Source organism: Paenibacillus sp. WG02, assembly GCF_055396115.1.
The window spans coordinates 2,208,960-2,223,754 of record NZ_AP036016.1; the positions used below are offsets into that span (position 1 = coordinate 2,208,960).

Sequence of the window (14,795 nt, forward strand, 5' to 3'; positions counted from 1 at the left end):
CGAATGTTCTGATTGTGTAAAATACTTAGGTGTAGGAACGAGGGGGATTTCGATGGACATGGATATTTGCCGAGCGATAGTCATTGATGATGAAGTTTGGGTTCGCGAAGGCATTCAAAATTACTTGGATTGGTCATCTTTGAACATACAATTGGTTGGAGTTTTTGAGAACGGATTGGATGCATGGGCGTATATAGAAAAGCATGATGTTCAAATCATCATTTCAGATATCCGTATGCCCCAAATGTCCGGATTGGAGCTGGCAACCAAGCTGACGGCCCTTCCCCAGCCCTATCCCGTAAAAGTTATTTTTGTAAGCGGCTACGACGATTTTAAATACGCCCAAGAGGCCATACGGCTTGGCGCAATCGATTACTTAATGAAACCAGCAGGAGTTGAGGATCTGACAAGGGTGCTTCAAGGGGTGAAAAGCGATTGGGATCAATGGGTTGAAGCCAACCGTCACAATCAACCTGAGCTGACTATTAGCAAAAATGAAGTGTCCAAATCGTTTCAGATTACAAATGCCTTGGATATCATCCACGAACGATTTACGGAAGAATTGCAACTAACGGATGTAGCAGATGTTCTCTTCATGTCGCCAAATTACTTAAGCAGGCTTTTTCGCAAGGAAATGGGAATGCCCTTTCAGGATTACATTGGTTGCCTGCGAATCGATCATGCTTGCAAATTGCTTACAACCAGCGTTCTTAAGATATATGAAGTTGGAGAGCTGAGCGGATTTTCAACAGCACGGCATTTTAATGATAAATTTCAAAAGCTGAAAGGAATCTCACCGGGTGACTATCGTCGACGCTATTCATAGTCGTTCGTTACGATTTTAAACCAACGCAGAAAGCAAGGTGTACGCCATCATAAAACCAATCCATTCCGTTTCTATTCGCAAACTATTACTTGGCGCTTTCCTAACACTGATGCTGATTCCTTTATTAGTTATTGCTTTGATAACTTATCATAAGGAAAATCAAATTATTCAGAAGCAAACAAGTCATTTACTCCTTCAAACCGTTGAACAGACGCAGCGTGCAATGGATGCCAACTTAGCGGAAATTGACCGCTTGACATGGTCTTTACTTTATGATCAATCGTCAGACTTGGATTTTCTTAACGGCTCATTCAGTTCTGCCTATCAAATATTTGAGGCAAGTCAACGTTTTAAAGAAAAATTTTACACCGATTTGTTTAGGGGCAGGCTGGAGTATATTCAGGCTGTTCATTTTATTACTCCAGAGATGAACATCCTTTCTACAGATAATACTTTCAGGTCAACGAGTCAGTTGGATCTTGCAAATTATCAATATATCGTCAGTCAAATTGACAAAGAACCGCTTCAGCTTCATTGGTTTAGTAAATCGAGGGAAGTCTTTCATCCGAAGGAAAGCTTTGATACGCCAATCAAGGAGTCGGTTACAGCGGCTCGCCGTTTGATTGACAGTAATTCAGGCAAATTGAAAGGGTATTTATTTATACAATTTAACGACAGGTTTATCCAAGAGAATTTGCAAAATGTTCAGATCGGGGCAACCGGGGCCATCTATGTGTCTGATCGTTCTGGGGATCGAGTTTACCAACAAGAAAGGCAAGTGATGGATAACGCCAAGCTTATTGATACAATAACTTCCGTAACCAATAAAGAGCATGGATATCAGATTGTCGATAACGAATGGCTGTTAGCCTTCAATAGCTCCGAAGTTAGCGGTTGGAAAATGACAGCTATCGTTCCCATGAATGAATTGATTGGAACGAATCAACAGATACTGAGCTATTTGCTTTTGATGACTTTAATGGGAGCATTCGTCTCCATTATTATTTCTATTTTGTTAGCCACTTCGATCTCTAAACCGGTTATACAGCTGGCCCGTCATATGTCATCGGCTTCATTGAATCATTTGGTAGAAGAACACAGTCCCATACGGGAAATACGAATTCTAAATAGGAATTTTAATCAATTAATCTTACGTACACGCGAGCTTATCGAGCAAAATGAAGTTCAAGAGCAAGAGAAGCGGGAGGCTTTGTTAAAAGCGTTGCAAATGCAAATTCATCCTCATTTTTTGTATAACACATTAGATACCATGTATTGGATGTCTCTTAAATATAAAGCAGAGAATGTTAGTAAGCTGGTAACGGCACTTGGAAGGTTTTTCAGATTCACCTTGAACTCAGGCAGAGAATGGATATCGCTTCAACAGGAAATGGAACATATTCAAAATTATTTGATCATTCAATCGTATCGATACCAGGATAAATTCAGCTATCAACTTTCGATAGAGGAAACGATTCGCAATAATATGATTATGCCGCTAATTTTGCAGCCGTTGGTTGAAAACGCCATTGAACACGGAATCTCAAAGTCGAGTGAGAAGGGGACGATTTCGATCGTAGCGTGTAAAATCGGTGACAAGGTGTGCATCTCTATTGCGAACACAGGGGGGAGATTGGATCTAGAACATGTTAAGCAATTATTAAAAGCTGATCACGCTAGTGAACATGTTGGCTTGCGTAATGTTCAGCAACGCATTCAACTTGCGTTTGGCAAAGAATACGGATTGCAGTTTTCTATCAATACAATAGATGGAACCGTGGTTATCGTTACTTTGCCTCACCAAGATCTGTTCGCAGCGAAAGCGATGGAGGTCTGACTATGAAATTAAGGCTGAACCGAATTGTTTATGTTTCTTTCGTTTCTTTCATGCTTCTGATCGTCTGGGCAGTAAGCGGAGTCGTGTTAATGAAACGGGTAGATATTGAACCGTCTGAGACGATCGGCGCGAAACGAACGGTTAAAGTACTTATCCGAACCGGTTCCGAATCAGCAGGCTTGCGCCAAATCGCTAAAGTGTTTGAGAAGGAATCTGGAATCCAGGTGGAATTCATAGAACTGGGTCGCGATGTTTACTTTACATCGGTAGGAACGCAGCTTTTTGCCGGAACGAATGCGTTCGACGTTGTTTTTTTGCCGAACAGCTCTATCGCGCAGTTTGCCGACGCGAAAGCGCTGCAACCGCTAGATCCCTTTATTAATGATTCTCGGTATACGGATCGTCAATTGTTTGATGAGAATGATTTTCTTTCGACTTATCCGTATAAAGGAGCTACTTTCGCGCTTCCGACGGACATCAGCACGCATTTTCTTTATTATCGATCGGATATAATTTCGAAACCGCCGGAAACCTGGGATGAGCTTTACGCTGTGGCGGCGAAATTTACGAAGCAGCGTAATGAAGACTCGCCAACTCGCTGGGGGCTGGCAATGCCTGCCGTCGTACCTGAGGAACGATCTAAAATATTCGCCTCATTACTCTGGACCTATGGAGGCGATGTGATTGAAGAGAACACGGGACAAGTACTTTTTGACCAGGATAGTTCAATGAAGGCAGGTTCGTTTCTCAATCGTCTTGTTCAAGAGCACATAGTTCCCTCAGACATGATTACATGGGATTTTTCCAGAACGAGAGATGCACTTCTTTCGGGTGAAATCGCTATGGCAGCACCCTATTGGAATTCAGCAATCGATATGATTAATCAGAGTGATTCTCCTTACAAAAACGAAATTAAGATCGCCTTGATTCCGGGAATCCGCGATCAATCAGGAGGCATTAATCGAACGCCGTTTCAGCACGGTTGGATGCTGGCTTTGACTACTAACGCGAAGCATCCAGTTGATGCGTGGGAATTTATCGAGTTTGCCACTGGAAAGCGTGGCGGGAGCATATACGCCCAATTTGGCGGAGTTCCTGCAAGACGATCCATTTTATCCGACCCTTCATTTTCCAGTAAGAGGCCTGATTTTGCTCTGATTCTGGAAAGTATGAAGACCGCAAAACCTGAGCCTTCCCTGACCTATTATCCGGCTATGGTCGAAATCGAGAATGATGCGTTAGCCAAAATACTGACCTTACACGAAGACCCGAGAAGCACACTGCTGTATGCTGCCAGTAAACTTCGGAATCTGGTTGAAAAGGTCAGAAACTGAGTGTAAACGAGAGGAATAAGGCCATGCATGTGCCGCAATCATGATGATTATATACTTGGCCTGTAGTCTGCTTGTTCCATATTGGAATTGCGGATCACAGGCTTATTTTTTGGTAATAGAAAATTCTAATAGTTTTGTTAGGTTTTTCTGTGCTTCATAACGGAATAAATGATAGATTTCATACGTTATCTTACATGGCAAGATTATTTAAAATAAGAGATGTAAAAACGTTTACAAACTTTATGGAAATGGAAAGGGGAATACCAATGAAACACACACTCAAAGTAACTTTCTCTGTCTTGACAGTTGCTGGCCTTTTGCTTTCGGCTTGCAGCAGCACTCCGAAAACTGCAGAGCCCTCCAAACAGCCAAGCACAGATAATAAGCCTGTTGCAACACAGCAGCCTGCAAAAAAGGAAGTCGAAATTTTTAGCTGGTGGACTGGTGCAGGCGAAGAAGCGGGTCTCAAAGAACTCATTAAGCTGTTCAAGGTGAAGAATCCGGATATTGAGGTAATCAATGCTGCGGTTGCCGGCGGCGCCGGTACGAATGCCAAGGCGGTTCTCGCCAGCCGTATGCAGGGCGGAGATCCGCCGGGCACATTCCAGGTCCACGGCGGCGCTGAATTAAATACCGGTTGGGTGGCAGCTGATAAAGTTCAACCTCTGAATGATCTGTATGAGCAAGAGGGCTGGAAAGACAAGTTTCCGAAGGATTTGATTGATCTAGTCAGTAAAGGTGGCCAAATTTATTCTGTGCCTGTGAATATCCATCGCGGCAACGTAACGTTCTATAACAAAAAGTTACTCGAGTCGAATGGTTTGCAACCGCCAAAAACGTTTGACGAATTTTTCAAGGTTGCTGACGCGCTTCAAGCTAAGGGTATTACGCCGTTAGCGCTAGGTGACAAAGAGCCATGGGCGGCTACGATGCTGTTTGAGAACGTGCTGCTTGGCAATATGGGGGCAGACGGCTACAAGGACTTGTTCACAGGAAAAGTAAGTTTTGACGATCCAAAAGTAAAAGAATCGCTGGAGATTTTCAAGAAAATGCTTACCTACGCGAATAAAGATCATGCGGCAAGAAACTGGCAGGACGCTGCGCAACTGGTCGCCAAAGGCGAGGCTGCCATGAATGTCATGGGCGACTGGGAGAAAGGTTACTTTACGACAGACCTGAAATTAAAGCCAAACGAAGAATTCGGTTGGACACCGACTCCGAATTCCGAAGGCAGCTTCATGGTCGTTACCGATACGTTTGCATTACCTAAAGGCGTTAAAGATCCGAATACGGTCAAGGAATTCTTGAAGGTGCTGGGCTCTGTTCAAGGCCAAGATGCTTTCAATCCTTTAAAAGGCTCCATACCTGCGCGGGTGGATGCGGATGTTTCTAAGTACGATGCTTACGGCAAACAAACCATTGAGGACTTTAAGAAAGCGAAGCTGGCGCCTAGCCTTGCACACGGCTCTGCGGCATCCGAAGGCTTCTCGACGCAAGTGAATCAAGCCATCACAGTCTTTGTAACGAAGGGTGATGTGAATCAAGCGGCTGCAGCTTTCAAGCAAGCTGCTTCGGCAAACGGCATTTCGAAATAAGATAAAACAGAATTGAGGTTGGGGGCTGATTCTTCAGCCTTCCTCCTTACATTCGGAGAAGGATGGAGAGGACATGAACTCAGTCAGACCAATAAATCCTACTGATTATGCATCAAAAGTTCATAATAATGAAAAAAAAAGAACTTGGAAAATGGAGAGCCTTGTTCCGATTTTAATGCTAGCGCCTTCCCTGATCGCAATAGCCATTTTCGTATACGGTTTTATTGCTTGGACGAGTTACGTTTCACTCAGTAACTGGAATACGCTTAAACAAGATCTTTCGTTCGCTGGACTCGCCAATTTCAAGTTTTTATTTGGTGATTTCCGTTTTCAGTCGGACCTTCGAAATACCTTGATGTTTACCGTACTGTTTATTGCATTCTGTATGATTATCGGTATCATTTTGGCCATGCTTATTGATCAAAAGATTCGTGCAGAAGCATTGTTCCGCAATATTTTTATGTTCCCGTTAGCACTTTCCTTTGTGGTCACTGGGGTTGTTTGGCAATGGATTCTTAACCCTACAACAGGCGTTAATTTACTACTTAAAAGTCTTGGCATTAAGGATGGGCCTAAGTGGTATATCAGTACAGACGTACTTCCTCAAGTCTCATGGGGGCAAATCGATTTTGGACTTCCGCTCGCAATTATTGCTGTCGTTATTGCTGCGGTATGGCAGCAGTCCGGTTTTTCCATGGCCATGTATCTGGCCGGATTACGTGCAATCCCGGAGGAACTGCGAGAAGCGGCGCGGGTTGACGGTGCAACGGAAAGTCAAGTCTTTTTTCAAATCATATTACCGATGTTGAAACCCGTAACCATCAGTATGACGATTATTTTGGGTCACGTATCTCTGAAAATATTTGATTTGATCTACGCAATGACAGGTCCCGGCGCCATGTTTGTAACGGATATGCCCGGTGTATATATGTTTGAGACTACCTTCAGAGGCAATCATTACGCCCAAGGGGCTGCGATCGCGATGATCATGCTGATCATGGTTTCTCTGCTAATTGTTCCCTACTTAGTTTCACAAACCAGAAAGGGGGAGTCGTAGATGGCAGGCACATCATCATCCAGAATCATGCGTACGCTCCTATATTGCGCTTTAATTGTAACAGCAATTTTTTATTTGGCTCCGATTTATGTGCTGCTCGTTACGAGCTTCAAAGGATTTAGTGAAGTTACACTGGATCGGATGTGGATGCTTCCTGAGAAGTTAGACTTTACGGGGTATCGAATAGCAATGGAAAAGCTGTTTCCTAATCTGATAAACAGTCTGATGCTGGCCATTCCGGCGACGCTGATTTCTTCCTTGCTGGGATCAATGAATGGATATATATTATCCAAATGGCAGTTCCGTGGCTCCAATTTTCTATTTACTTGTATGCTCTTCGGCATGTTTATTCCCTATCAAAGCGTTCTGATTCCTTTAATCCGGTTCCTCCAAAATCTAGACTTGTACAATTCGATTCCGGGGCTCATACTGGTTCACGTCGTTTATGGGCTGCCGATTTGTACGCTCATTTTTCGCAACTTCTACGCAGGAGTTCCAATGGAATTGTTAGAAGCTGCGAAAATTGACGGCACCGGTTTTTTTGGTATTTACCGCTATGTGATTATTCCGATATCCATTACCGGGTTTGTCGTCGTAGGTATCTGGCAGTTTACCAGTGTCTGGAACGAATTTTTGTTTGCGGTGACGTTGACGACTCAAAAACAGCAGCCCATCATGGTAGCGCTACAAAACCTCTCGGGAAGTCAAATTGTACAATGGAACGTCCAAATGGCCGGTGCTTTACTGGCTGCACTGCCTACATTGCTGGTATATATTTTCTTGAGTCGTTATTTTGTTAAAGGGATTATGGCCGGATCGATTAAAGGTTGAATAGCGGAGCGACCATAAAGAGACAAAGCGGAAAAAGGAGGGCTAATCCTTTGAAATTCTGCCATTAGCAAACGCCTTCGGAACATAAAACCATAACCCCGACATAAGAACAACCTTTATGCCGGGGTTAACGTTTGTTTTAGGCGCAATTTCAACATTGGAATTCATGCTGTCACTTGCTAATCTACTTGATGCAAGATGTATCACAAAGTAAAGGAGGAGTGTATGTTATGCAAAAGGTCAACCCCATAAGGGATCGGGTAAAAATAAAAGAAATCCAAGATATTCTTCTGAAGCGGTCACTCAGAGATTGGCTTCTCTTTACAACTGGAATAAATTCGGGTTTACATCTTAAGGACCTGCTTCAATTAAAAGTAAAAGATATAAAGGGTAAAAATGTTATACAAGTAAAAGAAGAAAACACCGGAAAAGAAAAAAGTTTTGAGCTGATTGAGGAGTTACATTTGGGTTACCAACAGTATCTTCAACTCATGGAAGATGAAGAGCATGTGTTCCGCTCAAAGAGAACGGGCGTTCCAATCAAACGGATTCATGTATATCGAATTTTGAATAAGGCTGCCAAGGAAGCCGGTTTAAACGAAGTCGGTACACAGACGTTACGTAAGACGTACGGATATCACTTTTATCAAACAACCAAAGACGTTTCCGTGCTTAAAGAATTATTTAATCAATCTGCACCGTCGGTCACGTTGAAGTATATAGGAGTTAGCTCGTAATCATTCTCAATGTCAGAGGAAAATGTTTTATTAACCGTCGTTCCGATATGTTTCAATAATAGGGGGCATATTCTTAGACAAATCCTTTATATGAGGTATCACACGTTAAGTCGCCTCTATAATGGCTCCCCCCATCAAATTCCTTGAAAGAAAAAATGCATATTTTCGGTGAAAATTCCTGCATAATGCAACAAAAATTAAATTTTATATGTATATTTTGTTGGATTATTTAAATATAACAGTGTTTATTTGTATGAGTTCTATATTATGATAGTATTTTGAAAAGGGACTGCCTATAGCCAACATCTCGTTATCCGATTAACGAAGTCAATAGCGCGGATAGACAAACTGTTTGTGTTACAGTACGATGATTGTGAGGAGGGGGGAGAGATTGATGATTCTGCACAGGATCATATATGCCCTGCCGAGGTTATCCGTAGGCTTGTTAAGCCGTCGGATTCTTTTTTTGATGTATAGATTGGATAATCCTGTACCACAATGTGATTAAGGTCCAATATCAACCAGAAGGAGTAACATCGACATGAAGAGGTTATTTGGATCAAGCAAATACTTTCATAAGATTTATCTATGGATTGGCTTGGCCTTTTTGAGTCTACTGATTATTTTTTCAACGATTATTTACTTGGGTGTCAAGAAGTCGGTACTCCAAAATAACTATGAACTAAATAAGCAGCTGCTTTCAGAAGTTGCCTATAATCTAGATAATTTCGATCAAATGGTGAAAAATTTATGTTACTCCATCTATATGAGCAGTGACACCAAATCCATTTTTGAATTGGATAGTATCAGCAACAATATTGTCATAGCGAGTGCCGCCCTGGAAAACTTAAGATCAGCCTATATGAGCAATAACGGATTTATCCATTCAATCTTTATCCATAATGGAAAGTCAAAAGTCTATTTGTCTACAAACAAAGGGCTGTTCAGCAGCGATCCTCAACTTGAAGAAATGATTCGCTTTTACCCGGTCCTGCCAGTGCTTAAGCCAATTTACAGAAAGATGGAGAGCCTTTATCCAATTGTGTCCAAGCCAACGGATGATGTTTTCACCTATGCGATGTATGATTGGTTGGGAAAGGAAAACATGCCGGAAGACAGCATTTATGTGAATATTAAAGCGGATTGGATGCTGGAGAATATCAATAGGATCAACACATCGAATCCGAAATCAAAGAGCAGTATTTATATCCTGAACGGCAATGGCGAAAGTATTGGGAATCCGATACAAGATGATACGAAAGCTTCCCTGCAATTGGTTTTTAGAGACTTCATCAAGGACAAAATCACGGACTCCGGGGCCCCGTTCGATTCCTTTTCTGTCGACTTTAAGGGGGAAAAAAGCTATGTGTCATTTATATACTTGCAACGTGTCGATTGGGTACTGGTGAAGGTTCAGCCTTATAAAGAGGTATTCCAACATATAGAAAATATTAAATTCATTATACTGCTTATAACCTTGTTATTCATTCTCATTGCACTCGTTGCTTCCTTTGCGATATCCAGGAAAATATATATTCCTATAGGTAAGCTTGTAAAACAGATTAATAATACGATGGATGATGAAGAAAGCGATGTAAATCCGGCAGATGATGAGATCGGCTTTTTAAATCAAATGTACAATAAGTACTATGAATACAGAGAGCTATACTTGAAAGAAAACCACAAGAAAGATCGGCTCCTTAATAATTATTATCTTACAAATCTTCTGGTGGACAGTAACTCTGTGACTAAGGACGATATTGCTAATGCATCAGGGAGTAATATCGCTTTGTTCGACTCCGGCGGGAAATTGGCCGTATGTGTCATTAAAATCGATCAATACAATCATTTTGTTATGAAAAGCAATAAAGATCAAGAGTTGTACAGGTTTGCTATCGCCAATATTATGTGTGATATGGTTGCGTCAGAATTTTATAATGAAGCGGTGGATATGAAAAAAGACCAGATTGTGCTTATTGTGAATACAGGACAAGATAAGGTGGACGACTTTATCCGCATTCTGTCCGAGCGTATCGCGGAAGCGCAGAAGATGATTATGAATTATTTTAAATTGTCCGTAACTGTGTCCATTGGCGAAATGGTGGAATCCGCTGTTGCTCTGGAAGGGAGCTACCGCGTTGCCTTGTATAATGCCAACTATCGAACCTTGTTAGGGAGAATGTCCATTATTACAAGTGACAGAGTGAAAAAGAATAACGAAAATGAGCAAGTTCATTATTCTCCGCAGTTGAATAAAAAGCTGGTTGAAGCCATGAATTCTGGAAATATAAAGAATGCCGAGAAGTTCATTTTAAGTATGTTGGATGAAATCAAAGAGCAAAATTTCAACAATATGATGCTGTCTGTCATGCATATAACAACTTTTATTTTGAATACGCTCAATGAAATGAATAGGTCCAAGCTTCAACCCCAGAATATCGATTACAATGTTTATAATATTAAAATGATGGAATTCGAAACGATAGAGGAGATTCATGGCGAGCTTATCCGATTGCTTTCTCATGGAGTAGGAACGGTCAGACATTCAAATATAGAGAAGCATGCCATTCTTATAGAAACGGTCAAAGGAATCGTTGAGGAAAGTTATTCGGATCCTGGTTTAAGCTTGCAGCATATAGCAGAAAATCTAAAAATGTCATCCGTATACCTGGGGAAAATTTTTAGAGATAATCTGTCGGTCTCTCTCGCAGAATATGTTAACGGAGTCCGATTGGAGAAGGCAAGAGAGATGCTGGAGCATTCAAATTTCACCATCGTCCAGATCATTGAGAAGATCGGAATGGAAAATGAAAGTTATTTTTATAAACTTTTTAAAAAGAAATATGGGTTAACACCGAAGGAATATGTTCTGAAGAAAACGATAATGAAATCTTAAAAGCTCACCGCTTATGTCCTCTATTGGGAATAAGCGGTGAGCTTTTGTCTGTTGCGTGAGAAATGCAACAATAATTATATTTTACATGTTTAATTTGTCGGATTGTTTAAATTGGACAGTGTTTTTTCGCGTAAATTCGATCTATGATTCGATTACAGAGAGAGCTTAGCTAGAAGGAAATACGATCATCCAAGGAGTGAGTACATTTGAGGCAATCACATTTCATCAAAACTTTCATGAGAAACAAGCAACTATTTATTTTATCTTTTCCAGGCGTGTTGTTTTTATTCATTTTTAGTTATATGCCCTTATATGGCATACTGTTACCTTTTAAGAATTATAAAATCGATTTGGGTTTCTGGAAGAACCCATGGGTCGGTCTTGAAAATTTTAGATATTTGTTCACTCAAGATGCCTTCCGAATCACCAGAAATACAGTCGGGTACAATTTGGCTTTTATTGTTATCTTATTGATCGTGTCTGTCGTATTCGCGTTGATGTTAAATGAAATGAGACGAACTTCCGTTAAGGTTTACCAAACGATTTTGTTCCTGCCTTATTTTCTTTCTTTTACCGTAGTCAGCTACGTTTTCTTGGCTCTGTTCGACATGCAAAACGGATTTGTGAATGCTATACTCCATATGTTTGGGAAGGAAGCGGTTCTTTGGTATAACGATGCGAAATATTGGCCTCCATTGTTGATATTAACCTATGTTTGGAAGAACGCCGGATATTTTACAATCATCTATTACACGGGCCTCTTAGGCATTAATGATGAATACTACGAAGCGGCAAGGGTAGACGGCGCAAACAGATGGCAGCAAATAAAAAATATTTCAATCCCGTTATTAAAGCCGCTTATCGTGATCATGGTAATGACGCAGGTCGGGAAAATCTTCGTAGGAAATTTTGATTTGTTTTATCAGATCCCAAGGGATTCATCGTTGCTGTATGCCACAACAGATGTAATCGATACGTATGTGTTCAGATCATTAAAATCACTCGGTGATGTTGGAATGGCTTCGGCTGCAGGCGTGTATCAATCGGTTGTCGGTCTTGTGCTGGTTATTTTTGTGAATTGGCTTATTCGAAAATTCGACTCCGAAAATTCAGTATTTTAAGGTGGGTTACTATGCATAGTTCAGTTCAACGAGGATTCCCTGTATTCAATGTAATATCGCATCTGATCTTGATTGGTTTTGCAGTGCTCTGTATATTTCCATTAATTCTTGTGATCTCAGTATCTTTATCCAGTGATGCGAACATTATGCAATATGGATATAGTCTTCTCCCCCAAAAAATCGACTTTACTGCTTACCGATTTATTTTTGCAAGTCCGGATCAGCTTCTGACTTCTTATGGCGTAACCATCTTTGTATGTATTGTGGGCACAATAATTAGTACTATCATAACCACAATGCTAGCCTACACCATGTCTCGAAAAGATTATGCATATGCGCAGAAAACGTCATTTTATGTTTTCTTGACCATGTTGGTCAGCGGTGGATTAGTTCCTTGGTATATTATTATTTCCAAATTTTTGCACATGTCGGATACGATATTCGTATTATTCGTTCCTTATCTGGTCATACCCATGTTTGTATTGATTATGAAAGGATATATGTCTGACATCTCTCCTGCAATTATCGAATCGTGCAAGCTAGATGGTGCCAGCGAATACCGAATATTCTTCAGCATCGTTGTTCCTATGACGATATCGGGTATTGTCACAGTGGCGCTATTTATTGTGCTCATGTACTGGAATGATTATTACCTAAGCCTAATGTTTATTCAGAACAGCAAATATGTTTCGCTTCAGTTCCTGTTATGGAGGATTATGTCCAATGCGGATTACCTTAGAAGCTCTGTAGCAGCCTCAATGGGTTTATTGAAAGGCGTCGTCATGCCGGATCAGTCAGCAAGAATGGCCATTTGCGTGCTGGCTGCTGGTCCCATGATGTTCATCTTCCCATTTATTAATAAATTTTTCATCAGAGGTATTTCCGTCGGTTCCGTAAAGGGATGAGACGCATTGTGATTGTAATACTGGAAACAGTATTCAATATATAAAAGTAAAAATCAGGAGGGTTCAACAATGAAAACCAGAAAATTGTCAAGAACGTCAGGTTTGCTTTTGGTTACAGTCTTGCTTGCATCAGCTGCTTTATCTGGTTGCGGTTCAAAAACTCCCAAATCGGATTCTGCTTCACCGAATACTTCGACTCAAGCACCAAAAACAGACACCAAAGACCTGGCCCCCGTTAATTTAACGTGGTACGTCGTAGGGACGCCTCAAAAAGATCAGCAAGTTGTTACAGATGCGATCAATAAAATTTTAAAAGAAAAAATCAATACGACCTTAACGATCAATACGATTGATTGGGGTGCGTACGATCAAAAAATGAATGTCATAGTCTCTTCCGGGGAGCCGTACGACCTTGCTTTCACATCGTCATGGGCAAACAATTATTCTCAAAACGTATCCAAAGGAGCCTTGCTTCCGCTGGATGATTTGCTTCCAAAATACGGTAAACATATTTTGGAGCAAGTGCCAGCAAAATATTGGCCTGCCGCCAAGGTAAATGGGAAAACGTACGGCGTATTAAACTATCAGATTTATGCTATCGGCAGAGGTGTAAACTTTAAAAAAGACCTTGCTGACAAGTATGCCCTGGATACATCGAAAATTAAGAAGTTTGCCGACATTACGCCTTTCTTGGATCAAGTGAAACAAGGCGAGCCGGGCGTTACACCTTTTATGGCATCAGGCACAGTTCCTGCTATGTATGAATTGTTCGATAATGAAACAGGTATGACGGTTGACCAGGTGCAAGGGAACAGTGTAAATCCACTTGGCATTCATACCGCCGATAAATCATTAAAGGTATACGACTTGCTGGAAAGTCCAGAGTTTATGGCGCAAGCTAAGATGTTTAGAGATTGGTACCAAAAAGGTTATATCCGCAAAGATGCCACTTCGTTAAAAGATGGGGGTGCTGAAGCGAAGACTGGCAAATATGCCGTGATGACAGGTGGATATGGTCCTGGAAGTGAAACTAATAATAGTACTAACTTAGGATTCCCGGTCGTTCAGGGGAAAATTGCACCTCAATTTGTTAATACAGGCGCTGTCATTGCCGCTATGACAGGTATTAATAAAAACAGTAAAAACCCGGAAAGAGCCATGATGCTGTTGGATCTATTGTTCTCGGATAAAGATCTTTATAATCTGTTTGTTTATGGAATTGAAGGCACTCACTATACGAAAGTAGATGCCAACACTGTTGAAATTGTCAAAGACTCCGCATACAATCCTGGAAATGCATGGGAATTTGGTAGCTGGTTCAATGCCTATGTGCAAAAAGGGCAACCTGCTGATACGTGGGATCAAATGAAAAAGGCGAATAACGATTCAATAGCTTCACCGCTTCTTGGCTTCCTGTACAACGCAGATACTATGAAGAAAGAGAATGCACAGATCAATGCCATTATGAATGAGTATCTTCCAATTATCTATACAGGTACGCAGGATCCCGAAAAAACGATTCCGCAACTAATTACTAAACTGAAAGCAGCCGGTTTGGACGCGTTGACTACAGATGCTCAAAAGCAAATTGACGATTGGAAAGCCGCAAACGGTAAATAAAAGTTAGAAGAATTCTAAAGAAGTTTAATGAATCTG

The 14,795-nt window shown here is 41.1% G+C and carries 11 protein-coding genes; all 11 read left to right on the forward strand.

Annotation, left to right across the window (positions count from 1 at the left end; genetic code table 11):
* The first annotated feature begins 52 nt into the window (after positions 1–52).
* Positions 53–826 carry a response regulator transcription factor gene (locus ACBP55_RS10280; protein ID WP_464651266.1) on the forward strand — a complete coding sequence of 258 codons (774 nt, stop codon included), beginning with the start codon at positions 53–55 and terminating at the stop codon, positions 824–826.
* A 37-nt stretch (positions 827–863) separates the two neighbouring features.
* Positions 864–2,663 carry a cache domain-containing sensor histidine kinase gene (locus ACBP55_RS10285; protein WP_464651268.1) on the forward strand — a complete coding sequence of 600 codons (1,800 nt, stop codon included), beginning with the start codon at positions 864–866 and terminating at the stop codon, positions 2,661–2,663.
* 2 nt (positions 2,664–2,665) lie between these two features.
* A complete protein-coding gene (locus ACBP55_RS10290; protein ID WP_464651270.1) occupies positions 2,666–3,997 on the forward strand; it encodes an ABC transporter substrate-binding protein in 1,332 nt (443 codons plus the stop codon).
* Between the two features lie 266 nt (positions 3,998–4,263).
* The gene (locus ACBP55_RS10295) at positions 4,264–5,592 is read left to right on the forward strand and encodes an ABC transporter substrate-binding protein (RefSeq protein ID WP_464651272.1); all 1,329 of its coding nucleotides are present in this window, start codon (positions 4,264–4,266) and stop codon (positions 5,590–5,592) included.
* Between the two features lie 73 nt (positions 5,593–5,665).
* A complete protein-coding gene (locus ACBP55_RS10300; protein ID WP_464651274.1) occupies positions 5,666–6,649 on the forward strand; it encodes a carbohydrate ABC transporter permease in 984 nt (327 codons plus the stop codon).
* Positions 6,650–7,480: a carbohydrate ABC transporter permease gene (locus ACBP55_RS10305; protein WP_464651275.1), complete on the forward strand. Its 831-nt coding sequence runs from the start codon at positions 6,650–6,652 to the stop codon at positions 7,478–7,480. It begins immediately after the preceding gene.
* 230 nt (positions 7,481–7,710) lie between these two features.
* On the forward strand, positions 7,711–8,217 hold the full coding sequence (locus tag ACBP55_RS10310) for a tyrosine-type recombinase/integrase (RefSeq protein ID WP_464651277.1): 507 nt from the start codon (positions 7,711–7,713) through the stop codon (positions 8,215–8,217).
* A gap of 541 nt (positions 8,218–8,758) precedes the next feature.
* A complete protein-coding gene (locus ACBP55_RS10315; RefSeq protein WP_464651279.1) occupies positions 8,759–11,113 on the forward strand; it encodes a helix-turn-helix domain-containing protein in 2,355 nt (784 codons plus the stop codon).
* Positions 11,114–11,319: 206 nt separating this feature from the next.
* Complete coding sequence (locus ACBP55_RS10320; RefSeq protein WP_464651281.1) at positions 11,320–12,234, forward strand: ABC transporter permease; 915 nt, start codon at positions 11,320–11,322, stop codon at positions 12,232–12,234.
* Positions 12,235–12,245: 11 nt separating this feature from the next.
* Entirely contained in the window at positions 12,246–13,139 is an 894-nt protein-coding gene (locus tag ACBP55_RS10325; RefSeq protein ID WP_464651282.1) for a carbohydrate ABC transporter permease, read from the forward strand.
* 69 nt (positions 13,140–13,208) lie between these two features.
* A complete protein-coding gene (locus ACBP55_RS10330) occupies positions 13,209–14,759 on the forward strand; it encodes an ABC transporter substrate-binding protein (protein ID WP_464651284.1) in 1,551 nt (516 codons plus the stop codon).
* The last annotated feature ends 36 nt before the right edge of the window (positions 14,760–14,795 follow it).

Excerpts from the sequence above, each read along its gene's own strand:
- ACBP55_RS10280 (WP_464651266.1), top strand. The coding sequence starts at position 53 with ATGGACATGGATATTTGCCGAGCGATAGTCATTGATGATGAAGTTTGG.
- ACBP55_RS10290 (WP_464651270.1), top strand. The coding sequence starts at position 2,666 with ATGAAATTAAGGCTGAACCGAATTGTTTATGTTTCTTTCGTTTCTTTC.
- ACBP55_RS10295 (WP_464651272.1), top strand. The coding sequence starts at position 4,264 with ATGAAACACACACTCAAAGTAACTTTCTCTGTCTTGACAGTTGCTGGC.
- ACBP55_RS10300 (WP_464651274.1), top strand. The coding sequence starts at position 5,666 with ATGAACTCAGTCAGACCAATAAATCCTACTGATTATGCATCAAAAGTT.
- ACBP55_RS10305 (WP_464651275.1), top strand. The coding sequence starts at position 6,650 with ATGGCAGGCACATCATCATCCAGAATCATGCGTACGCTCCTATATTGC.
- ACBP55_RS10310 (WP_464651277.1), top strand. The coding sequence starts at position 7,711 with ATGCAAAAGGTCAACCCCATAAGGGATCGGGTAAAAATAAAAGAAATC.
- ACBP55_RS10315 (WP_464651279.1), top strand. The coding sequence starts at position 8,759 with ATGAAGAGGTTATTTGGATCAAGCAAATACTTTCATAAGATTTATCTA.
- ACBP55_RS10325 (WP_464651282.1), top strand. The coding sequence starts at position 12,246 with ATGCATAGTTCAGTTCAACGAGGATTCCCTGTATTCAATGTAATATCG.
- ACBP55_RS10330 (WP_464651284.1), top strand. The coding sequence starts at position 13,209 with ATGAAAACCAGAAAATTGTCAAGAACGTCAGGTTTGCTTTTGGTTACA.